General features: G+C 52.4%; 19 protein-coding genes and 1 other RNA gene. 12 read left to right on the top strand and 8 right to left on the bottom strand.

Annotated features, from left to right (window positions below):
* The 3 genes from Q4526_RS06940 to Q4526_RS06950 all read left to right on the top strand — a co-directional run.
* Positions 1-435, top strand: a 435-nt coding sequence (locus tag Q4526_RS06940) for an AEC family transporter (protein WP_215976282.1), incomplete at its 5' end; no start/stop codon positions are given.
* A gap of 83 nt (positions 436-518) precedes the next feature.
* A complete protein-coding gene (gene purU / locus Q4526_RS06945; protein ID WP_215976283.1) occupies positions 519-1,379 on the top strand; it encodes a formyltetrahydrofolate deformylase in 861 nt (286 codons plus the stop codon).
* A 221-nt stretch (positions 1,380-1,600) separates the two neighbouring features.
* A complete protein-coding gene (locus Q4526_RS06950) occupies positions 1,601-3,742 on the top strand; it encodes a methyl-accepting chemotaxis protein (RefSeq protein WP_215976284.1) in 2,142 nt (713 codons plus the stop codon).
* Positions 3,743-3,792: 50 nt separating this feature from the next.
* Here Q4526_RS06950 and Q4526_RS06955 read toward each other — a convergent pair whose 3' ends face one another.
* The gene (locus tag Q4526_RS06955) at positions 3,793-5,163 is read right to left on the bottom strand and encodes a YihY/virulence factor BrkB family protein (RefSeq protein ID WP_215976285.1); all 1,371 of its coding nucleotides are present in this window, start codon (positions 5,161-5,163) and stop codon (positions 3,793-3,795) included.
* A gap of 77 nt (positions 5,164-5,240) precedes the next feature.
* Positions 5,241-7,070, bottom strand: a complete 1,830-nt coding sequence (locus Q4526_RS06960) for a sodium:proton antiporter (protein ID WP_215976286.1) — start codon at positions 7,068-7,070, stop codon at positions 5,241-5,243.
* A gap of 194 nt (positions 7,071-7,264) precedes the next feature.
* Between Q4526_RS06960 and Q4526_RS06965 the strand changes: the two genes are divergently transcribed.
* Together Q4526_RS06965 and Q4526_RS06970 are read left to right on the top strand one after the other, a co-directional pair.
* Positions 7,265-7,705, top strand: coding sequence for a thioesterase family protein (locus tag Q4526_RS06965; RefSeq protein WP_215976287.1), 441 nt, complete (start codon positions 7,265-7,267; stop codon positions 7,703-7,705).
* A 3-nt stretch (positions 7,706-7,708) separates the two neighbouring features.
* The gene (locus Q4526_RS06970) at positions 7,709-8,071 is read left to right on the top strand and encodes a DUF6164 family protein (protein WP_215976288.1); all 363 of its coding nucleotides are present in this window, start codon (positions 7,709-7,711) and stop codon (positions 8,069-8,071) included.
* Here the strand turns inward: Q4526_RS06970 and Q4526_RS06975 are convergent.
* The 3 genes from Q4526_RS06975 to Q4526_RS06985 all read right to left on the bottom strand — a co-directional run bounded on the left by Q4526_RS06975 (position 8,055) and on the right by Q4526_RS06985 (position 14,431).
* Positions 8,055-8,858 carry a peptidylprolyl isomerase gene (locus tag Q4526_RS06975; RefSeq protein ID WP_215976289.1) on the bottom strand — a complete coding sequence of 268 codons (804 nt, stop codon included), beginning with the start codon at positions 8,856-8,858 and terminating at the stop codon, positions 8,055-8,057. The two genes, Q4526_RS06970 and Q4526_RS06975, sit on opposite strands and share 17 nt — an antisense overlap.
* Positions 8,859-9,126: 268 nt before the next feature.
* Positions 9,127-12,180, bottom strand: coding sequence for an FAD-binding and (Fe-S)-binding domain-containing protein (locus tag Q4526_RS06980; protein WP_215976290.1), 3,054 nt, complete (start codon positions 12,178-12,180; stop codon positions 9,127-9,129).
* 280 nt (positions 12,181-12,460) lie between these two features.
* Positions 12,461-14,431: a hypothetical protein gene (locus Q4526_RS06985; RefSeq protein ID WP_215976291.1), complete on the bottom strand. Its 1,971-nt coding sequence runs from the start codon at positions 14,429-14,431 to the stop codon at positions 12,461-12,463.
* A 315-nt stretch (positions 14,432-14,746) separates the two neighbouring features.
* Here Q4526_RS06985 and Q4526_RS06990 point away from each other — a divergent pair, with 315 nt between their 5' ends.
* On the top strand, positions 14,747-15,232 hold the full coding sequence (locus Q4526_RS06990; protein WP_303609576.1) for a midcut-by-XrtH protein: 486 nt from the start codon (positions 14,747-14,749) through the stop codon (positions 15,230-15,232).
* A gap of 276 nt (positions 15,233-15,508) precedes the next feature.
* On the opposite strand, the gene Q4526_RS06995 is transcribed toward Q4526_RS06990, so the two are convergent.
* Positions 15,509-15,919 (bottom strand): MAPEG family protein, encoded by a 411-nt coding sequence (locus tag Q4526_RS06995; protein WP_215976292.1) that lies wholly within the window; start codon positions 15,917-15,919, stop codon positions 15,509-15,511.
* Positions 15,920-16,083: 164 nt separating this feature from the next.
* Here Q4526_RS06995 and fabV point away from each other — a divergent pair, with 164 nt between their 5' ends.
* The 3 genes from fabV to lpxL are packed head-to-tail and all read left to right on the top strand — an operon-like array spanning position 16,084 to position 19,099.
* Positions 16,084-17,268 (top strand): enoyl-ACP reductase FabV, encoded by a 1,185-nt coding sequence (fabV, locus tag Q4526_RS07000; RefSeq protein ID WP_215976293.1) that lies wholly within the window; start codon positions 16,084-16,086, stop codon positions 17,266-17,268.
* Between the two features lie 11 nt (positions 17,269-17,279).
* Positions 17,280-18,182, top strand: a complete 903-nt coding sequence (locus tag Q4526_RS07005; protein ID WP_303609569.1) for an acyltransferase — start codon at positions 17,280-17,282, stop codon at positions 18,180-18,182.
* Positions 18,179-19,099 (top strand): LpxL/LpxP family Kdo(2)-lipid IV(A) lauroyl/palmitoleoyl acyltransferase, encoded by a 921-nt coding sequence (gene lpxL / locus Q4526_RS07010; RefSeq protein WP_215976295.1) that lies wholly within the window; start codon positions 18,179-18,181, stop codon positions 19,097-19,099. The genes Q4526_RS07005 and lpxL overlap by 4 nt, the downstream gene beginning before the upstream one ends.
* On the opposite strand, the gene Q4526_RS07015 is transcribed toward lpxL, so the two are convergent.
* Positions 19,090-19,947, bottom strand: a complete 858-nt coding sequence (locus Q4526_RS07015) for a 6-carboxytetrahydropterin synthase (RefSeq protein ID WP_215976296.1) — start codon at positions 19,945-19,947, stop codon at positions 19,090-19,092. The two genes, lpxL and Q4526_RS07015, sit on opposite strands and share 10 nt — an antisense overlap.
* 243 nt (positions 19,948-20,190) lie before the next feature.
* Here Q4526_RS07015 and Q4526_RS07020 point away from each other — a divergent pair, with 243 nt between their 5' ends.
* Positions 20,191-20,388 carry a hypothetical protein gene (locus Q4526_RS07020; protein ID WP_215976297.1) on the top strand — a complete coding sequence of 66 codons (198 nt, stop codon included), beginning with the start codon at positions 20,191-20,193 and terminating at the stop codon, positions 20,386-20,388.
* 7 nt (positions 20,389-20,395) lie between these two features.
* On the opposite strand, the gene tpx is transcribed toward Q4526_RS07020, so the two are convergent.
* Entirely contained in the window at positions 20,396-20,893 is a 498-nt protein-coding gene (gene tpx / locus Q4526_RS07025) for a thiol peroxidase (protein ID WP_215976298.1), read from the bottom strand.
* 212 nt (positions 20,894-21,105) lie between these two features.
* Here tpx and Q4526_RS07030 point away from each other — a divergent pair, with 212 nt between their 5' ends.
* The gene (locus tag Q4526_RS07030; RefSeq protein ID WP_215976299.1) at positions 21,106-22,593 is read left to right on the top strand and encodes an AbgT family transporter; all 1,488 of its coding nucleotides are present in this window, start codon (positions 21,106-21,108) and stop codon (positions 22,591-22,593) included.
* 100 nt (positions 22,594-22,693) lie between these two features.
* Positions 22,694-22,790, top strand: an RNA gene (gene ffs, locus Q4526_RS07035) — signal recognition particle sRNA small type.
* The last annotated feature ends 62 nt before the right edge of the window (positions 22,791-22,852 follow it).

Below are 22,852 nucleotides of genomic sequence, written 5' to 3' on the forward strand. Positions count from 1 at the left end.
ATCTCGGTGGCCCGCCAGCCCGTCTTGTGGGCGATGGTGATCGCGGTGGGGGTATTGTTGTCCGATTGGACGTTACCGCTGTGGTTGGCTAATACCCTCGATTTGTTAGGTGGCTTTACCATCCCATTAATGATGATAACTCTCGGAGTGTCTTTGGCGCGATTAAAAGTCACTCGCTGGTATCGCAGCGTGCTATTTAGTGTGATGCGCTTAGCCGGTGGTTTATTAGCCGGTTGGTTGATGTGTTTGGCTCTGGGGTTAACCGGGGTTGAGCGCGGCGTGGTGTTGCTGCAATCGGCCATGCCAGTGGCTGTGTTTAGCTACTTATTGACGCTGCGTTACAATCGTGATCACCAAGAGGTGGCCGCAATTGTTGTCACCTCTACAATTTTGGCTTTTATTGGGATGCCGGTACTGCTGTGGGCCGTGCTCTAAACACCAGTTCAAGGCTTTAGGCTCTTGCCCAAGACTTGCGCTTACTATACGCTTGGCGCGGCATTAAATAGACGGAGATAAGCATGGCCGGTGTGCGTGAAATCATATTAACTTTTAGTTGTCAGGACAGCTTAGGCTTAGTGGCCCGAGTGGCCGGTGTATTCGCTGAACGCGGTTTTAATATTACCGAGTCGTCCCAGTTTGAGGATACCTCAGCCAAACGATTTTTTATGCGCACCGTTTTTGATTGCCCGCCTGAAATTACCATGGCCGATGTGGAAGCGCTGTTTCAGCCAGTGGCGGATGACTACCAAATGGATTGGCAGATCAGCGATACTGCATGCAAGCCTAAGGTGCTGATTGCCGTATCCCAGTGGGGCCACTGTTTAAGTAATCTATTGAATAGTTGGAAGGTGGGTTCGCTGCCCATTGATATTGTCGGCGTTGTGTCGAATCACGAAGTGATGCGACCATTGACCGAGTGGTACGAGTTGCCGTTTCATTACCTGCCGGTTAACGCCGAGACTAAACCTGAACAAGAGGCTGCGATTTGGTCATTGATGCAATCAACAGAAGCCGACTGTTTAGTGTTAGCGCGCTATATGCAAATTCTCTCCGACGATCTTTGTCAAAAGCTTTCCGGGCGTGCTATTAATATTCACCACTCCTTCCTGCCTGGTTTTAAAGGTGCCAAGCCCTACCATCAAGCGTATGAGCGCGGTGTTAAATTGATTGGTGCCACGGCGCACTTTGTCACCGCAGATCTCGACGAGGGGCCAATTATCGAACAGGCCGTTGAGCGTGTCTCGCATGTTAATTCGCCCGAGCAAATGGCGGAGATAGGTCGCGATATCGAAGCGGTGGTCCTTAACCGAGCGCTGCGCTGGCATGCCGAGCACCGGGTATTGCTCAATGGCACTAAGACGGTGGTGTTTTCTCGCTAAACTCGTCAAAACGCTGGTAAAAAATTCGAAGGGCTTGCCTGATTATAGTGCAAGCCCTTTTTTTTGCCCCGATTTAAAGCGGTATATTTTGTAGGGTTTGAGTTAACCCCTTATTTTAATGTCGATTTTTCTGCCAGAGAGATTGGCTTAAATTCTGCTATGTGAAAGTTATGTCCAATATAAGCAAACCGCTATGACGGTTTGCACCGCAAAGAGAATCCATGATGTTACAAAGTGAACGTATGCAGCTGTCCAGCGCTGAGAGGCGATGGCTAGGTTGGTGGGGCGGTAACGGCAAATTGAGCTTAAGTTGGTCCTGTTGGGTTAACCGCAGTCGCTATGCTCTGATGGAGCAGGCGTTTGAAAGTATTGCCAATACACGTATTCGAATTATGCATCAGTGGGTAGAGTCCCAGTGGCGGCACATGCAAGGTGTAGCGGCCCGGTTTGAGCAGGCGGATACCGAGCTGGCGGTGCTCTTGCCACGCCAACGACAGCGCATGAAAGACTGCTCAGAGCTTTTTGTCGTTAGTGCCGAAGGTGAGGTATTGGCCTCGACCTTTGCCGAGCATGTTGGTCAGCGCGATGTCGATAAAAAAGCGTTAGGTCATGGTTTAACGGATATATTTTTGCACGGACCCTACGTCGACCGTCTAACCGAGCGTATTGGCCCATCCAGTTCGAAATTTCACGATGCAGTGACGTTAATGTTTTACTTGCCCATTACGCTGGACTCGGGTGAGACGGCTTGTCTTTGTGCCCGCTACCCTAATGACGTACTGAGCGATCTTATACAGCGTGAAGCTGGGCATATTTTTACCGAGTCGGGCGATAACTACCTATTTATGGTGGAGTCGAAGTTTGATAAACGCATCGCCTCAGGCACCGCCTTATCGCGCTCGCGTTTTGAAGATGACACCTTCTCTCATGGTGAAAACCTCAAATCGGGTATTCACACAGGCTTTGGTGTGGTTAAAGTTCGAGAGCACACTGAGTTTGAAATTCACTTTACCGATCCGGCCACCGGCCAACTCCATCCCGGTGTACGCGAAACCATTAAAAACGGCAATAATCTCTATGTGACCTACCCAGGTTACTCAGATTATCGTCATATACCGGTGATTGGTAAAGGAGTGACCTTTAGTTTAAAGGGGTCACCGGATACTTGGGGGATGATGTGTGAAGCGGATCTAGAAGAGGTGTACCGCTTTCGCTCGGTAACCTACACCATGATGCGGCTCTACATACTGGCGGTGGCACTCGCATTTACTGGCAACAGCTTACTGCATGCTTACACCAGCCTACCTTTGTGGCAGATTAATATCGCCACCGGCGCATTGCTGTTAATAACCGGCCAAATCTTTAAAGCGAGTGGACCGCGGCGCCTGGCAAGGCGAATCGGCAAGATGACCGAGATGATTCACACCATCGCCGAAGGTGGCGGCAACTTGCGCCAGCGCCTCGACACAAGACGTTTGGCGGCGGATGAGACCGGCGATCTGGGGCGCTGGACCAATAGCTTTATCGATAATTTAGATACGATAGTTGGAGAGGTCATTGGGGCTGCGCAAGATGTCAAAAGCAATAGCGATCAAATGCTCGATCGCAATGAAGAGGCGCACCACACAACACAAACCGTATCCGACTCTATTACTCAGATGCTGCAGTTGATTGAAAGTCAGGTCGGTGAAATCAGTAACGCCAGCACCACCGCTGACCAAATGAAACGTACAATGGACGATGTGGTAGCGGCTGCGCGAGGACAGCTGTCGGCCGTGCAAACCGGCACACAATCCATTCGTGACGTGGTCGATAATTCAGCCAAAACCATTCAAAGTCTCAGCGTGCAAACCACAGAAATTGCGAGCATGGTCAGTATGATAGGTGGGATTACAGAGCAGACCAACTTGTTGGCGCTCAACGCTGCGATTGAAGCTGCGCGCGCGGGCGAACACGGGCGGGGATTCTCAGTGGTGGCCGATGAGGTGCGTTCATTAGCGGCAAGAACCGCGAACGTGGCCGATGAAATCAGTCAGAAAATATTATCAATACAGACAGAATCGCAAACAGCGGCCAATTATATGGAGACCAGTGTCGAAGAGGTTGATCGCGGCTTGCGACTGGCCGAAGCGTCGTCATCAGATAATACCGAGCTGCATGAAATTGTTGCCAATATGTTTAATGCAATTCAGCACATTGAGCATACCAGTCGACAAAGTGGCGATAGAGTTCGGGAAGTGGCAAGTTCCAGTGATGCAATGTCACAAGTGTATCGGGTGCTTAGAGGTAGCTCTGATCGGTTACAAAATACGGCAGTCACACTGCATCAATTAGTGGATTCTTTTCAGGTGACCGCACGTTAGAGTACAGCCGGTCATAACGTTGATACACCGTTATGACCGGCTGAGTTTATTTAATGGGTAGCGGTCTGTGAGTTGCGAACCCAGTCGGCAATGGATTGGTCTTCCAGCATATCGGCGGTTGCCAACTCAATTTGGTTCATTAAGCGGTTAACCTCGGTATGTCTTTGCAGTGAAGATGGCAGGTCGGTCTCCTGAGTTCTAACGGCCAAAATCAGCTCTTGTAAAGTAATATGATCCAGTGAACGCGCCGGCACCAGCTGGTTGGCCGCGGGCCCAGCATGAATAACGATATTGTGTTTGAGTAATTTGGCAATAATGCGTTGGATAACGTCTGGCCCTACGGAAAGGCCGGATTCCATGGCAGTAATAGATACACCACCTCCGTCGCGATCAAACTGTTGGGCCACATCAAACATAATGGCCAAGCCTGTCATTTCATCAATTCGTGCGGCCGGAGGATTAACTCGCGAACGCGTAATTTGTTGGGCGTGCTGCGAGTAAAAGGCCACAGAGGCACCAATCAGCAATATCAGCCAAGCTAAATATAACCAAATCAACAATAAAATGCCCACCGCAAAACCGGAATAAATAGCGGTATAGTTGCCAGAATTAGAAACGAAAAGCGTAAAACCAAATATAGAGGTCTGCCAAATAAAACCTGCCACCAGGCCGCCTAAAAAGGCGTGGCGCAGTTTGACTTTGGTGTTAGGTATAAAAGTATAAAGAAAGGTGAATAAGCCAATAATAATAAGGTAGGGCGTAAGCTTGGTAGCTACGCTAAACAACCAGCCCAGCGGCGCAAAGCTAATTACCTGCTGCACGGCGGCACTGTTTACCAAAGCTGCGGTGGCCCCCATGGCGGAAAATACCAGCAGAGGGCCAATCATAATAACGCTCAAATAACTGGCAAAGCGTTGAGCCAGCGAGCGACTTTCGCTAACGCGCCAAATCTCATTGAACGAGCGCTCGATTTTCTGAATCAGAGACACCACGGTAAAGATTAATAAGCCGAGGCCTACCGAGCCTAGTACACCGACCTTGATGTTATCGACAAAGCCTAGAATATTGTCCACCACCTCTGGGCCGCGTTCACCTAGAGGTGTGGCCAGTACATTCTGCAAGACCGGTTCTAACTGATTGTGAACACCAAAGCCTTTTAACACCGAAAAACTCAACGCCAAAAAAGGCACTAATGACAGCAAAGTGGTGTACACCAGACTCATGGCGTGCAGAGTGATATAGCCACGAGCAAGATCGCGTATTACCGCCACCAGTACGCGTGATAAGTGCCAGAAGCGTTGATGAGGTTTAGAGCGGTGAGCGGTTTCGACTTGCCATAGCCACTTATCCAGCCTTTTAAAGGCCACCTCCAAGCGGCTGCCGACAGGTTCCGCGGGGTTCTGTTCGGTTTGATTGCTCATTGGTTGTATTCCATCATTTATAAAATTATAGGCAGTCGTTACTAGGCAACGAGACTGTGAAACACCCGTTAAACAGGTTATCCAGCATTATCGTCGTCTGCAGTAGACTGCTTTTCTTTGGGCTCAGGGATGAGACTTAAAATGGTGCAGCTCGCGCTATTTTTTAACGGCGTCTCATCGCTAAAAGGCTTTACTTTGCCTTTGTCGGTTATCGCGAATAAAAAGATTGCACTGGTATCTTGTTGGCGTAAATCATCGAGCCCAAAGGTCTCAGAGAGTTTGGTCGCTTTTATTTCGGCCCCAGTGTGCACCATGCTGGCCAATTTGGCGTAGGTCATATCATTGCGAAACAGTGCAGAGCCTTTAAGTTGAGCGGCTACCTGATGCTTTTCTGTTTTATCAGTATCACCGCTGGTACGAATGGTAAAAACATGCGAGTCACCAAACTCATTGCGAAAGTGCATGCTGGCAATAACGTTGAGTTCTTTCAGCGGTGACATGGCCATCAGATTGCCAATACCTGTTAAATCCAGTCGGTCGCCGGCAAATTCTGATACTGGGTTGCCGTAGAATGTTTTTAACCCAGCCATGCGCGCTGCGCGAATATTTTCCCAATTAGAGTCACTGACAATAACCGCTAACGACTGTTGTTTTAACGCGAGAGCAATCTTGCGAGCGACCGAGTTGGCCCCCAAAATAAGCACGCCACGGGGCTCGGGTTCGACAATGCCCAATATTCTCGCCAGGGGGCGGGCGGTAGCGCTTTGAAAAATCACCGTACCGAGAATTACCGCAAAGGTAAGAGGTACCAACACTTCAGCATCGGTAAAACCCTGGTCGGTTAAGCGCAGGGCAAACAGGGCGGATACCGCTGCGGCCACAATGCCACGTGGGGCAATCCAGCTGAGCAGTATGCGTTCGCGAAAGCCGATATTTGAGCCAAGGGTGGCCAAAAGCACCGAAATGGGCCGGGCCACAAATTGAATGACAACCAGCAGCAACAGGGGGCCTAGGGCAATAATACCGAGCAACTGTTGGGTGGGTAAGCGGGCGGCCAGAATAATAAACAGCCCAGAAATAAACAGAATCGTTAAGTTTTCTTTAAAATTTAATATATTGTGAATATGAACCCCGCGCATATTGCCCAGCCACATACCCATCACGGTAACCCCCAGCAGACCAGACTCATGGGCCAGGTGGTTACAAAAAGCAAAAACCATAAACAAGATGCTTAAGGTGGCCAGATTTTGCAGGTATTCGGGCAGTCGTCGCCCCGCCAGAATTTTGCCTAATGCGTAACCGGCAGCGGCGCCGATGGATAGACCCACGACAATAATTTCGGTAAAGAGCAGTAGGCTTTGGCTAAAAGCCGCGCCTTGGGTTTGCGAGACAATAAATTCATAGACCACAACCACCAGCAAAGCGCCGATTGGATCAATTATAATGCCTTCCCAACGCAGAATATTGGCTACTCTTTCCGAGGGGCGCACACTGCGAAGTAAGGGGGTAACAACCGTGGGGCCAGTAACCACCATCAGTGCACCAAACAGAATAGATATTTCCCAGCTGAGATCGAATAGAAAATGTGTGGTTACGGCGACAATCAACCAGGTGACCGGGGCCGCCACGGTGATCATTCGGCGTACGACGGCGGAGATATGCCCCAGTTCATTGAAATTTAATGTCAGACTGCCCTCAAACAGAATAACCGCCACCGCCAATGAGACCAATGGGAACAATAAATCACCAAATAACTCGTCGGGTGATAACAACCCGCTTATCGGGCCCAGAGCAAGGCCGGCCAGCAGTAAAAAGAGAATGGCAGGCAGACGGGCAAGCCAGGCACTCCACTGACAAAATAAGGCGGTGATACCAATGACGGCTATCGCCAGAGCAGTTTCGTGCATACATCATCCTTAGCAATTTATTCAGATTCGATCGCTACTCATCTTAGCCGATAGGGTCTAAAATGGCGAAAAGCAAAGTGCGAACACCCATAATAATTATAGGTGTTTTGGGTTGTGTTCAACGGCGCTAAGCGCTATGACTTCACTATCCACAGTAATTCCCCGTGAACTCTTAGGGTAAGAGGGCTTAAATTATGACTGACCGCGACAGCTTTTGTAATAACTTTCCGATCACGGCTGAAATAAACGTGCAGTGGGGCGAAATGGATGCCTTTGGCCATGTTAATAATGTGATTTATTTACGCTACTTTGAAACCGCGCGCATTGCTTACTTGCGCCATGTGGCCGCCACCGGTGTGCTGGATATGACTCGGGTGCTACCGGTTTTGTCTGAAACCCAGTGTCGCTACCTGCGGCCGGTGCGTTTTCCCGACACATTACTGGTGGGGTGCACCGTGACCGAGGTGCACGAGCATGGGATTACTCAAGATTACGAAATATTCAGTACCGAGCAAGGCAAGGTGGTGTCTACCGGTATCGCTAAAATTGTACTGCTCGATAAACAATCGCAACGCAAAGCGCTGGTAGCCCCTGAGTTGCACGAGCAGATTAAACTTATCGAGGCGATGGAGTAGATTTTGGCCCACCTTTTAATGAAAACCGCGGGCGCCACCCCGGAGGAAGTTGACGGCTTTGTGGAAGCACTGGAGCAAGCGGGTATCTCTTGCTATGTCACACAATCAGGTCGATGGAGAATTGGGGTAGATGCACTCTGGTTGAGCGATAAAGCCGATATCGAACGAGCCCATGCTGTGGGCGCTGAGTATCAGGCGCGTTTTGCCCAGCAGTCGCGAGCGCAGCATCGGGCGATGCGCGCCCGCGGTGAGCCGGTTAATTTTGTCGCGCATGCCGCGCAGCACCCCTTCAAGACAATGGCCGGGGTATTGGCCATTGTCTTTATTCTGGGGGTGTCCTTACTGCCGTTTATCCGCGGCGTATAAGTTTACGGCCGAGACTGCCGAGTGCGAGTAGAGCCAGTAAACGTAAGCCAAAGCTGCCGCCACCACCGCTGCCGTCACCACCGCTGCCGCTGTCAGCAGTGGCCGTTGTTGGTGTTGGGTTTAACCCAGCGGCCGTGTCTGGGGCGGCATCTAAAACCATAATGTTTTGAATGAGTACGATGTTTTCTTCGGTCGGCAGAGTTTCAGCGTCTATATCTTCTTGGCTGTAGTCGCGAACCGGTACCACATCAAATACGCCCGAATCCCAAAAAAGTTCGGGTGTGAAGTTGGCGCGGGCTAAATCAGCTATGGCATCAACTATGGCCATACCATTGCCGGTTACCTCGCCAAATACCGTAAAGCCCTCGTTTTGATTGTCCAGGTTAGCACTATTGTTACCTAGGTTAAAAAACCACTGGCTAGTCGCGCTATTGGGGCTTGAGCCTATTTTGGCCATGGCAATGGTGCCGCGTAAATTGGCAAACACCGGCTCATTGACGACCGGCTCGTTGGTGGCGATCGCACTCACACTGTCGTTGTCTAAGTCAAAGGAAAATCCGCCCCCCTGCACCACAAAACTGGGCACAGAGCGATGTATAAAGGTGTTCTCATAAGCGCCCGAGTCGACATACTCTAAAAAGTTGGCGACGGTTTCGGGGGTATCTTGATCGTATAAGTTGACTTCAAAATCACCCATCACGGTTTGAAATTGCACGGTGGTGGCGAGCGCTGCACTGGCACACAGGTAAAGAGTGGCGCTGCAAAGTGTTTTAACGGTGAAAGACATTAGGGGCCTCATAAAGCCTAGAGTTGGCAGAAGTTGATAATGAAAATACTATTTATTTATAGCGATAAGACTAACTTATTTTATCCGCCAAATTTGTAACAAAGTGTAGGATTTTTGATAAACTTTTAACGCCTATGTCAGCCCACCTTAATAACGCTCATTATTTAAACCCATTGGATGGATAAAATAATGCGCGTGAAGAAAATTCTGGCATGGATAAATCCTAACGAAATATTCAAAATGTCATTAAGTTCGAGTAGGCATATCTTTAGCCTTGATAAGCTCCTAATAATACTTGCAGCGGGTGGGGGAGGCGCTGGTCTTGAATGCGCTTAACCTGGCTGCGACAGGAGTAACCGGTGGCGGTAAGCTTGCCCTTATTGGCAGGATCGGTCACTACCGCCTCCCAACTTTGCGAAAATATTTTTTTCGAGGTGACCAGGTTGGCAGCTTCGTGCCCATAGGTGCCGGCCATGCCGCAGCAGCCAGTGGCCACGACACTCAACTCTTGGCCTAGTGCGCCAAACAGGGTTTGCCAGTCTTTAATAGACGCGGCGGCGTTGGTTTTTTCGGTGCAGTGGGCCAGTAGCTTGTAATCGCTTTTACCAAACAACGGAGTGGCCTCGGTAATATCTTGCGCGGCCAACCACTCTTGTATAAGGGCAACTTTGGGCGCTTTGTCGCCCAACACTTTTTGGTATTCACTGCGATAGGCCAGGGTCATGGAAGGCTCGAGCCCCACCAAGATAATACCGGTATCGGCCAAGGCGTTTAACATCTTGGCGTTATTGTTCGCGGCCTTGGCAAAGGCTTTTAAAAAGCCGTGGACATGCAGCGGCTTGCCGTTGGGTTTAAACGGGGCGAGCATGGGGTTAAAGCCGAGTATTTTTAACAGCTTTAAACTGTCTAGCACCAGCTCGGTTTCAAAGTAGCTGGTGAATGCATCCTGCACCACAATAACCGTGTTGGCTTTTTGCTCATCGCTCAGTGTGGCGATGTTCTCGGCACTGGCGTAGCGCACACCCAGCTCGCGCAGGGCGTTATCTAAGCTCACGCCGGTTAGCAGCGGGCTGTCCACCATACCGGCGACTTTGGCCAGTATTTTTTGCATAAACGCCGGCTTCATTAATCCGTTATAGAGCCAGGGCACGCGCGCCAGGGTAGGCATTAAGTATTCCAGCGAGCCGATAAAATAATCTTTTAATGGTCGCAGGTAGCGACCATAGTAAAGCTCTAAAAATTTTGACCGAAATTCGGGTACGTCAACTTTAATAGGGCACTGACCCACGCAAGATTTACAGGCTAAGCAGCCTTGCATGGATTCGTTCACCTCGTGGGAGAAATCGTACTCGCCGCGTTTTTTGTTGATGGTGTTTTTAATTCGCGCCGGTAGCGAGGATACAAAGCTGCGCTCGCGGTTGGTTTTTGCCTCTTGCACTGCGTTTACCTTGCGCTCGCTCAATTGCTTTAACCATTCGCGCACCAGTGCCGAGCGGCCCTTGGGTGAGTGAATGCGCTCACGGGTGGCTTTATACGAGGGGCACATGGCATCGTTGGGGTTCCAGTTAAAGCAGGCGCCGTTGCCGTTGCAGTGCATGCCCTCGGCGTAGCCCTCCCACACCTCGACTGCAATTTTACGATCTTGCTGGCCGCGGGTGGTGACCTCGTCAATGCGCAGCAAAGATATGTCCGCCGCCGGCGTGGCGATTTTGCCGGGGTTTAGCTGGTTGTGCGGGTCAAACGCGGCTTTAATGTTTTGCAATTGCGGGTAGAGCTCGCCAAAAAATTTGGGGGCGTACTCCGAGCGCACACCTTTGCCGTGCTCTCCCCATAGCAAGCCGTGGTACTTTTGCGTTAAGTCGGCCACTTGATCGGAGATTGTCCGAATCAGTTTTTCTTGCTCCGGGTCTTTCATGTCGATGGCGGGGCGCACGTGCAGCACACCGGCGTCCACATGGCCAAACATACCGTAGGCCAAATTGTGGCTGTCCAGCAGGGCGCGAAACTCGACAATAAAGTCGGCCAAGTGCTCGGGTGGTACGGCGGTGTCTTCCACAAAGGGAATCGGGCGCGCTTCGCCTTTGGCGTTGCCCAACAGTCCCACGGCTTTTTTGCGCATGCCCCAAATCTTGCCCACCGCGGCGTTACCCATGGCGACGGAGTAACCAATGCGGCCGGTGCTTTCACGCAGCGAGTCGTTCATGGCGTCCAGTGTGTCGGTCAGGCGTTTAATGCCCTCGGCCAATGCCTCATCGCTGTCGGCGGTGTACTCGACTAAGTTAATGCCTTTAATGTCTTCACCTGGCACCGGCGGGAAGAACTCACTCACGCTGTGCCAAACGATATCGTTCATGGCCAGGTTCAGGACTTTGGAGTCTACCGTTTCAATCGAGGTGGGGCCGGCTTGCATCAGTTCGGTAGCATCGCGCAGGGCGGCGTTAAAATCGCGGTAGTTAACGTTGACGAGCGCCGAGCATTTGGGGATGGGCAGTAGGTTAAGCTTGGCTTCGGCAATAAAACCCAAGGTGCCCTCGCTGCCGCATAAAATGCTGTTGAGGTTAAACTCGCCGGCGTCGGTGCGAATATGCGCCAGGTCGTAGCCGGTTAGGCAGCGGTTGAGTTTGGGGAATTTCGCGTCGATTAAATCGGCGTGTTCGCGCTGAATATCATCCACCGTACGCACCACTTGGCCGATACGGTCTGCGCGGCTGCGCAGTGCCGCCAGGGCGGTGTCATCCACAGGCGCCGAGTCGCAGACACTGCCATCGAGCAGTACGGTTTTAAGCTCCAACACATGGTCACGGGTTTTGCCGTACAGGCACGAGCCCTGACCGGAGGCATCGGTGTTAATCATACCGCCGATGGTGGCGCGGTTGCTGGTGGAGAGCTCGGGCGCAAAAAACAAACCGTATGGTTTTAACGCAGCGTTTAGTTGGTCTTTGACCACGCCGGTTTGCACCCGCACCCAGCGCTCGGTTTGGTTAATCTCCAGTATCTCGTTCATATGGCGGGAAATATCCACCACCAGCCCGTCGGTGAGCGACTGGCCGTTGGTACCGGTGCCGCCGCCGCGCGGGCTGAGCACCACCTGCTTAAACTCATCGCGCTCGCTGAGTTGGGCCAATAGCACTAAGTCATCTACGTGCTTGGGGTAGACCACGCCCTGCGGCAACACCTGATAAATCGAGTTGTCGGTCGCCAGTACCGTGCGATTGGCGTAATCGGGGTTTAAATCACCGGCAAAGCCGCTGTTTTTAAGGGCCTCGATAAAGGCTAAGTAAACCGACTGAACAGGCGAGGTTTCGCGTATACGGGGGATCATAAGGCTCGGAATCAATAGAATGTGTAGAAGCGCTTATTTTACGGGGTTGAGGGGCTGAGGGCCAGCGCTAAGAGCGGGCTTGTTTGGTTTAGGATGCCTGAAGGCTTTACGGCTATACATAGCCGAGCGGTAGTGCTCAAAGGCTGTGGCGGCAAGCAGCCCACTAAAAAATATTGGTCGCGGCCGATACATTGCCGCTGCGTAATATGTTCGCCATAACGTTTAGGGGAGGGCCACCCCCCCCCCTAAACGCTGCCCAAACACGAGAGCTCAGGTGACATCAAAACTTAGGCGTAACGACAATCTCAACCTGATTGGGCTCGGATAGCTCTAAAAATACGCCAGAATGTTCGCTGCCATCCAGCGCCGGGCTCTCGCCGGTTTGCCAATCGCCAAAACCGCTCCACACCCGGTAGGTAAAGGTGGCAAAAGGCTCAAAAGTATCAGTCGAGGTGTTGTACGCACTTTTTTGATCATCGGGCGGTACATAGCAAAGCGTAGAAGCTAAGTGAGGTGACCCAAAAGGCATCGGATTGCCGTTAGTAAGCAATTGGCCCCCGTTTAAATTGGCATCACTGAGTATAAAGTGTGGCCGGCTCGTGTTGCGAAAGGTAATGCCCGGCCATGACACCTGAATACAGTTGGAGTTCTCGGGCCCGCTTTCCTGAACCGGTCGCCCCTCTGGGCGGGTGTCCCACACGGGGGCGATATCGAGCCGTAAACGCTGGGGGGCCGAGCGCAGGCCCCCGGCATCTACCGCGGTAACGCTTAGCTCTACCTCGCCAAAGGCGTGGGGCAACAATTCGGCGCTAAATGTGCCCGCGGGGTTAAGTTGGTAGTCGCTAATATCATGGCTGATGGGAGTATGTACGGACCTAAACCCGATGGTGTTGAGGCGCTCCCCTGGCAGCGTGCCACTGGGGTCGCCGTCAATAAGCGCTTGTATTCCGCGTTCGCCATCAAAGAAATTATTCACCAGTATCCAGTCGCCATTGTGCAACAGGCGTTTGCGGTCGTTGAGCATAAAAACAGGAAACCGTATGCCCGAGTGGACCCCCTGCGTAACGGCAAGGCCAATAAAGCCGGAGTCGTGTTGAACCCCCCATACGCCATCCACTTGCACCAGCGGGTCGTTGTCAATTTGCACTAGCTCGACACTTTCAACTTTATTGGCGAGGAAGGGCTCAAAGAACGCCACACCCTTGTGGAAATAATAATCGGCGTTGCCATCAAAATGGCTGATCTCAAAGTGTACCGCTTGGCCTGCCTCCCAGGTATTACCGGGTGAGATATCGGTGGCGAGGTTGGCCACGCTTACCGGAGTCGAGGTGACGCCATCGGGGCCTTCATCGTACTCGGGTTCGTTGGGGTCGGTACTGATATCCAGGCCGTTGTCTTCTAGCAGGGGCAGTACCGCGGGCAGGGTAAAAGTGGGTGGGTCGTTTACTGGGGTAATGGTTAGCGTCAGTGTCTGGCTACTGCTGGCGCCATCGCTGTCGGTTGCAGTGGCGGTAATAATGGCCTCACCAAAGGCATCAACGGCGGCGGTAAAGCTTAAGCTGCCGTCGGCCGCCAGCGTGGGTGCGGTGGCAAATAACGCCGGGTAATTGTGGCTAACACTGACGCTTACGGTTTGCGCCGACTCGCTGGCAGGCCCGGCCGATAAATTCGTTAACCAATTGTTAAGGGTTTGCGAACCTGCATCTTCGGCAATAGTCAGGCTGGTGGTCGATAAACTAAAGCTGGGCGGCCGGTTGCCACCAACACATTGCTGCAAGCTAAGGCTGACGCCGGGGGTAAGAGTGCTACCCACATCGGCGCCGGACTCGACCGTGGCACAGGGTAGCTCGTACCCGCTAATGCGCACGGAGGTGCTGGGGCACTGGTTGGTTAAGCTGGGGGCCGAGTAAGGATCAAAGCTGAACGAGTCGGAGCCACCGCTGCAGGCGGGGCTGCTGGCTGGAATTTCTAAGCCTATGGCGGCCATCAGGCGGGGTGAGTTGACCGCTACCCCAATCACCATTCCCGCTAATAGCACGCTTGCCAGCAGGGTTGAGTGGCGCAGCTTAAATATCGCGATCAGTGCAAAAGTCAGCCCCAGTGCAACTAACATGGGGTGGTCGAGCATAGGTAGGGCGTGGCTGCCAAGCCCCTGAATATTCACCGCGCCAGTTTGGGCCCGAGCCGTGGTTGCGATGAACAGCATTAATGTTAATGCGCGGGCGGAGACGGTAAAACGTAAATTTGCCATGGTTGAGCGCTCGCGAGGCTGTGGTTTAACGGTAAGGTGTTATTGGGCTAAGCGACAGTTTATGGGGTTTTACTGTGTAGCGTAACCTACTAAATAGGGGGTATTTCTGCAGGGCTTGAAGACAGGTGATTGCTTCTGGAAAAGGCGGCATCGTTATGCGATTGTTTGTGACGAACGAAGCTACAAACACACGCCGTCGTCTAACTACTCATAAAGAATTGTTATGAAAGCAACTATAAGGGCCTTTGGGGGCTTTACACTACTAGCCGGTCTACTACATCCAATCTATACGCACAAGGCGTTGGAACCTGCTCACTGAATGCTAGCGCATTACCTGTTAACGGTACGGTCGCGATCGTCGCCACCGTGTTGGGTTTAATCGCTATTGGTTACTGGGCGCTGAGCAAAAAGCCCAATTTATTGGCCGCGCTTGCCGGCCCTGCTTTATTGATCGGTGTCGGAGGGGCCTTAATCGCGAGCCCTGAGCTTAGAGCGAACCTACCACCGAACTTCTATGAATTTACCAACCCTGCCGGGGAATATATTGATGCATCGGCGGAGTTTGATGACGGTTACATCTCTTTTAGCTTTTATAATGCCTCGGGTGTGGATCTAAAGGTGACTCAGATTGATGGTCCAGATCTTACGGGCCCATTCTGCCAGCCGGCCAAACCCAGTGTTAAGTCGACAGAGGCTGTGCTGGAAGCGGCGCCTGCTGGCACTGCGTGCACTGCAGGTAGTGTGCTCGCAGCCGGCGAGACTTGTGTGCTGGATTATAGTGATATCTGCGATGGTCATTAACGCGGTGCCCAAATAATTAATATTAGAATGCACCACCACCCACAGGCCACGTTGATGCGCTTGTGGGTGGTTTTGTTTGTTTCAGTCTTTGTTTCAGTCCCTTCTCCGGCAATAACGTAAACCTACCGCCGTGTAAAACGCACCGTTACCTTAAACCTTAGGCGTTACCACCCTATCGACTTGATTGGGCCGGAGTACGTTAAAAACACCTCCGAATGCTCGCAGCCACCCAATGCTGGATTGTCGTTGTGAGCTTTTGTTGAAGGGGGGGGGGCGTTAATTCGCCAGTGCCGACCCCACCAATACCGCCCACATTGCTAATAGGCAGACAACGCTGGCCAAAAACGAGCGCATACGCCAACGTACTTTGCCGCGCAAGTGCAGCATGGCCTGCAAGATGCGGCACGCTACATACACCCAAGCCAGCACTAGCATGAGCATGCCGGTAAGCTGGATGGTCATGGCCGTTAGGCAGGCGGCATAAAACAAAATGGGCATTTCTAGTAAGTTGTTGTAGCAGCGTTGGGTGTAGATCATCATCGGTGGCAGCTCGTGGCTGGGGGTGGCGTAGGTTTTAAAGTGCTCTATCGATACCTGGCCACTTTTCACAGCGTTTACTCGCGCTTTAAACATACGCAGGGCGACATAAAAAGTAAGCAGAACCATGGCGGCCATTGGGTAGATCATATAGTCTCCTATCGGGCTAAAATGTTGGCAGAACAAGGCGGGAATCGCGCGGCTCTGTTAATCGGCGCTAAGAGCACTATAATACCCCTTTTTCAGTTGGCGCAACCAGCGGGTTGCGCGGCGGCAGGCGGCCGCTCGATACCTATACAACAGGATGCAAGTCTATGATTATTAAGCCAAAAGTACGCGGTTTTATCTGCATTAACGCTCACCCACAAGGCTGTGCGGCCCACGTACAAGAGCAAATTGACTACACCCGCGCTCAGGGTGAGGTGGAAGGTGGCCCCAAAAACGTCTTGGTGATTGGCTGTTCGACCGGCTACGGCTTGGCCTCGCGCATTACTGCCGCCTACGGCAGTGGCGCTAAAACCCTGGGGTTGTGTTTTGAAAAACCGCCTACCGAGCGCAAAACCGCCTCTGCTGGCTACTACAACACCGCCGCTTTTCACGCTGCGGCGGAAAAAGACGGCCTGTACGCCCGCACAATTAACGGCGATGCGTTCAGTAACGACATTAAAGCCGAAGCTATTGCGGCGATTAAAGAAGATTTAGGTAAGGTCGATTTGGTGGTTTATTCACTGGCCTCGCCACGGCGCACTGACCCCAATACCGGCGAAACCTACAATTCGGTATTAAAACCTATCGGCGAAGGCTACACCGCTAAAAACCTGAACACCGATACCATGAAAATATCGGACATGACGGTGGAGCCTGCCACGGATGAAGAGATTAACAACACCGTCAAAGTGATGGGCGGCGAAGACTGGGAAATGTGGATGAGTGCCTTGGCCGAAGCCGATGTGCTGGCCGAGGGTGCTAAGACCGTTTCTTACACTTACCTGGGTGATAAGCTCACTTGGCCCATTTACGGCCATGCGACTATCGGTAAAGCGAAAGAGGATCTGGATCGCGCCGCTGCGGCAATTGCCGAGCGGTTTGCCGATAAAAATGTCAGCGCTAATGTGGCTGTCTTAAAAGCGCTGGTAACACAGGCCAGCTCGGCAATTCCGGTCATGCCTTTGTATATGGCGATTTTGTTTAAAGTCATGAAAGCCAAGGGCACCCACGAGGGCTGCATTGAGCAGTTGCAGCGTTTGTTTACCGAGTGCGTATACAGCAACAGCCCACGGCTAGACAGCGACAACCGTTACCGAGTAGATGATCTTGAGCTGGACCCGGCCACCCAAGCCGAGGTGGAAGCTATTTGGCCCGAGGTGACCGAAGAGAACTTAATGAGTTTGACCGATTACAAAACCTATAACGAAAACTTTTTGCGTTTGTTTGGGTTTGGTTTTGACGGCGTCGATTACGAGGCTGAGACCTCGCCCTTGGTTTCTCATAACTTTTAAATAAAGTCGTGATGTTACTTGTGTCGATTGCGCGGGGCATTTTGTCGCTATTGTTGTTTACCCTGACAACGCTGGTGATTGGTGTTCCGCTGATCAGTTTGTCGCTGTTTAAACTGGTTGCGTATCGCAGTACTTATCGACCACTGCTAACGCGCTGGCTGGATAAGATTGCCAGTGCTTGGATGGTGGTTAATAACGCTCACCAGTGCTGGCTGTTGCCTACTCGTATTCATTACGAGGGCCCAGAGCAGTTCACCCCGCGGCAATGGTTTATGTTGGTGGTGAATCATCAAAGCTGGGTCGATATTTTGGTACTGCTGCGGCTGTTTACTCGCCGGGTACCCTATTTTAAATTCTTTTTAAAAACCTCTTTGATTTGGATTCCGGTATTGGGCTTGGCTTTTTGGGCGCTGGACTTCCCGTTTATGCGTCGCCACAGCAAAGCGCAGATTGCTCGCGACCCAAGCTTGGCGGGTAAAGATTTAGCCACGACCCAAAAACAGTGCGAGCGCTACAGCGCCAAACCTGTGACCATTATTAGTTACTTAGAAGGTACTCGCTTTACCCCCACTAAGCATCGAGAGCAGGCGTCACCGTACCAGCATTTGCTTATTCCCAAAGCGGGTGGTTTGGCGTTTACCTTAACCGCTATGAATGGCCGCATTAACACTTTGTTGGATGTCACTATTCACTATCCCGCTGGGCGCCCCAATTTTTGGCAGTATTTGAGTGGCCAGGTTGAACACATCAATGTGGTTGCCCAAGAGCGGTCTATTGAAGCTAACTTGCTGGGCGATTACGCTAACGATGAACAATACCGCCGCCGTTTTCAGGCGTGGGTAAATGCCCTCTGGCAAGAAAAAGACGCACTGTTAGAGCGTTTGTCGCGCAATGAGAATCGTAACTCCCTATGAAACGTACCCATTTTTCTCTCGCTTTAATACATCCGCGCTATTGGTTTTTTTGGCTGATCGCTTTGCTGTGGATGCTGCTGGCACAATTGCCTTATCGTTGGCAGATGAGGCTGGCTAGGGTTGTGGCGCCTTTGCTGTTACGCAATAAAAAACGTATCGGTTACGCACGCAAGAATATTGCTGAATGCTTCCCGACACTATCAGCACAAGAGCGTGAAGTTTTGTTGAAGAAAAATGCCGAGTCGATGGCGATGGCCATATTTGAAACAGGTATCGGTTGGTTTTGGTCTTCGCGTCGATTAAACAAAATCCACAGTATTCAAGGTGAGGAGTATCTGCGTCAGGCCGAGCAAGAGGGTGCGGGGGTGTTGTTATTGACCATGCACTTCAGCACGCTGGATATTGGCAGTGCGTTTTTAGGATGCCACACTGAATTTGATGGTTTGTATCGCCCCCACAGTAACGCTATGTATGATTATTTGCAGCGCAAAGGGCGAGAGTCTTACTGTGAAACAGGCCTTGCCATTCCCCGCGACAGCGTGCGCACCATGATCGCGCGGCTGCGCAAAGGGCGCTTTGTGTGGTACGCACCCGATCGTGACTTGGGCCCCAAAAATAGTGTCTTTGTTGATTTTTTTGGCGTGCCCACGGCTATGGTGACTGCCACCAGTAAAATTGTCACCTTGGGTAAGGCCCGGGTGGTGCCTTTTACTCAATATCGGCGAGCCGACGGTTCAGGCTATGAGTTGGTGATTCATCCGGCGTTTGATAACTTCCCCAGCGGCGATGATGTGGCCGACACACAGCGCATTGCTGATTTTATGCAAAGTGAAATTAAAAAATACCCCGAACAGTATTTTTGGGCCCAGCCACGTTTTAAAACACGGCCGCAAGGCGAGCCTGAGTTTTACGAGTAATGGCGGAAAGCTTCCGCGCCCTTGTTAATACCTTCGTAGGCGCGCACGCGTAAGCGTCGCCCGGGGTGCTCGGCACTGATCACTGCGGCGATATGTTCGGCTAGGCACTCAACAGTGGTGTCTGATTCGATGATGTAACACTGAGTCTGAGGCAGCGATAAGCGGAAATGCCCTTGGGGTGCCTGATAGGCAAACTGATAGTATGGGCGGCCTTGGCACAGTTCTTCCCCCACAATATCTTCGCGGGTGCCGATGTAAATGTCGCGCCAACGTTCGCTCCACTGCTGTTCCAGTGCAGGCGATTTAGAATCATCCAGCCAAATATCAATTCGCGAACGGTGGCCGTGGGCAATGCGCTGGCAGTTGCCGTCGTGCTTTTTCAGACCGTGAGAGTAGTGGTAAAACGCACCCTCAATAACTTCGGTGGTAAAGTCCAGCTCCAGCTTTTGCAGAGGGTTGGCAAATGCTTGCATCAATTGAGTGGCGCACCATTGGGCGACACTGGTCGGGCTTAGCTCGGCGGCCTGTACCAGTGCCACCGACTCGCGTGGGCAGCTCAGTTCGATAAAATCACCACTGTCGAGCTGCCAGCTCAGCTCAAGCCGGTCGCCGTCATGGCGCAAACTCAGGCGTTCGGAGTGTGCCGGTACTGCCAAGCGGTGGTCCAGCTCGGTGTCCAGCCACTGACGGGTAATAGATTTAACCTGCCCGAAATCGCACACCATGCTCTGTTCATCCAGATCGCCGTGTAGGCGAATATTGGCCAGCCAGGTTTCCCCGACGACGCCTCGCGCCGGGTCGAGGTAGCTAAAATCGACGTTGGTGAGGTTGTCTACAAACAGAAGCATAGAAAGATCTTTAGGGCTGATGGGACAGGGCGGCTATCATACCAGCATGCGGCCATTTTCTCAGTAACTGCCGACTTACATAGTATCTGGGGGCGTAAATTACGGCAAATGTGTTTAGTAGGGTGCCAATTTGGCAGTCTGGGCAGTCCTCTTTACGTAATTGTGCCACACTGTGTGCCGAGCGCTGGTGTGCCTGAAAGCGCAAAGGTTGTTATGTTCATCACAGGGAAAAGGGAGTGGGTGATGCCAGAGCCGGCAGTGATTTGGGGAGCTTTGCCCCTATTGGTCATCTTTTGGGGGGTTCCCCTGATGGATATTTCCTATTCGCGCCAAGTCGTCGGTGCCGAAAAATACTTATGGGTTGTAGCCTGTGTATTTACCAGTTGGCTCGCCTGGACGGCTTTTTACTTGCTAGCGCCGATCAAGCGAGCCGAGCCATAGCGAGCTCTTAGCTAAGCGCCTGCAAAGCACTGTCGTAATCGGGTTCGTCAGCAATTTCGCTTACCAATTGCTGATAACTAACCGAGCCGCTCTCATCAATAACAACAACCGCGCGCGCGGTAACACCGGCCAAGGGGCCGTCGGTGATTAATACACCATAGGCTTCGGCAAAGTCTGAACGAAAGGCCGAGCCTGTCACTACATTGCTCAAGCCTTCCGAACCGCAAAAACGCGCCTGTGCAAAGGGCAGATCTTTCGATACACAAATCACCACAGTATTGTCCAGCTTGCTGGCCTGCTCGTTAAATGTGCGCACAGATTGGGCGCAAGTGGGGGTGTCCACGCTGGGGAAAATATTCAGTACTACTCGCTTGCCCTTGTACTCACCCAAGGTTAGTTCGCTTAAATCGGCTTTTACCAAGGTAAAGTCGGGGGCTGTGCTGCCTACGCTCGGCAAATCGCCACTGGTGCTTACGGGGTTGCCTTTCAAACTGACGGTCGCCATGATGGATCTCCTCAAATTTTAATTGATGTTGGTCGATTATAGGTGCATCGCCCAGATGTGTTTGTCGGCTGTGTGTTTGCTGATCGGTGGGCTACAGGCCGAGCGCGGGGCACTGGTTTTCCGTTATAGTCAGGGCGTGCCCGCTGACCCTAACCCATATCTGCAGGCAAAATCTGTAAATTCAATGCCCCCAGCAACAATCGGATAAGAAAATGCCCAATCAAACCGTCCAGCACTGGACCCTTCGCACTTTAGGCCGCTTAGAGCGCGCCGGTAATCGACTGCCACACCCGGTGGTGATGTTCGTCTGGTTGATGGGGTTGATTGCCCTCGGCTCCTGGTTGGCTCAATGGGGCGACTGGCAAGTGGCGTTAACCGCGTCCGATGAGCCAATTCGGGCGCGCAATTTACTGTCTGGTGAGGGGCTGCGCTGGGCACTGATCAACGCGGTGGATAACTTTACCGGTTTTGCACCGGTGGGCGCTGTGCTAGTAACGATGTTGGGTCTGGGCGTTGCCGAGCAGTCGGGCCTGTTGCGAGTGCTTCTGGTGCGCTTGGTTGCCGCGGTTCACGGCCGCCTGCTCAGTGCTGCGGTGGTGTTGGCGGGCATTTTGTCGAACCTTGCTTTTGATGTGGGTTATGTATTGTTGATTCCCTTGGCCGGTGCTTTGTATCAGGCGGCGGGTCGACACCCATTAGCGGGTATTGCCGCCGCGTTTGCCGGGGTTTCAGCCGGCTACAGTGCCAATGTTGTGTTGGGGCCGGCGGATGTCATTTTGTCGGGAATTTCCACCGAGGCTATGGCACTTGTGGCCCCCGGGCGCAGTGTGAGCATTGGCGCTAATTATTATTTTTTGGCGTTGTCGACGCCACTGTTAGCCTTAATCGGGGGTTGGCTTACCGACCGAGTGGTGGAGCCCTATCTCGGCCTTTGGCAGGGCAGTGATTCGGGCGATGCCGCAATGCCGGAGTTGGGAAGTGCGCGAGCGCTGCGCTGGGTGGGCGGGTGGACGCTGCTCTATGGTGCCGTGGCTGTGTGTCTGGTGGTGCCCGAGGGGGCGCCACTGGGCAGTGCGAGCCCGGCCGGCTCACCGCTGCAGGCGCTGGTGCCGGCGATTGCCCTGTATGCGGCGGTGGCGGGGTTGATTTACGGCAAGCTGTGCGGGCGCTTTGCCCGGTGCAGCGATGCCACCGTGGGTATGGAGCAGTCCATGGCAAGCCTGGCGGGTTATTTGGTGTTGATGTTTTTTGCCGCTCAAGCGGTGGCCTGGTTTGGCTGGACTCAGTTAGGTGCGCTGGCGGCGGCGCAGGGTGCCGATTTTTTACAGGGTTTTAAAGATCAGCCTGTGGTGCTTTTACTCCTGTTTCTGGTGATCAGTGCCCTGATCAATTTGTTTGTGGGCAGCGCTTCGGCCAAATGGGGGCTACTGGGCCCGATTTTTGTGCCCATGTTATTTTTGTTGGGGGTGGCGCCGGAGCAAACTCAAATGGCGTTTCGCATCGGCGATAGCGTGACCAATATCATTACCCCGCTGATGCCGTATTTTGGTGTGGTGCTCGCTTTTGCCGCCAAATACCGCTCAGACATAGGGGTGGGCGGGCTATTGGCCATGATGTTGCCTTACTCGTTGGTGTTTATGCTCGGCTGGAGTGTGTTTTTTGGGTTGTGGTTAGCACTGGGTTGGCCTTTAGGTTTTTAATAGGCCAGCGCGCCCTTGCAAAGTGATGGCAACTTGCGGATAATGCGCGGCCTCGGCAAGTCAGACACTTTTCACTGACTTGGCGCTGTAATGGTGGCCCTATCGGTCCCCTCGCAATGATCAACCGTGAACTCCGCCAGGCCCGGAAGGGAGCAACGGTAGCGGTGGTATCATGTGCCGGGGTGTGGCTGGTAGGGTCGCCTCCAATTTCTTCCCCTATCTTTCCTTTGCCGTGTTTATTTGCGCTCGGTATCGCTAT

The organism is Gilvimarinus sp. 2_MG-2023 (genome assembly GCF_030547685.1).
GTDB lineage: Bacteria > Pseudomonadota > Gammaproteobacteria > Pseudomonadales > Cellvibrionaceae > Gilvimarinus.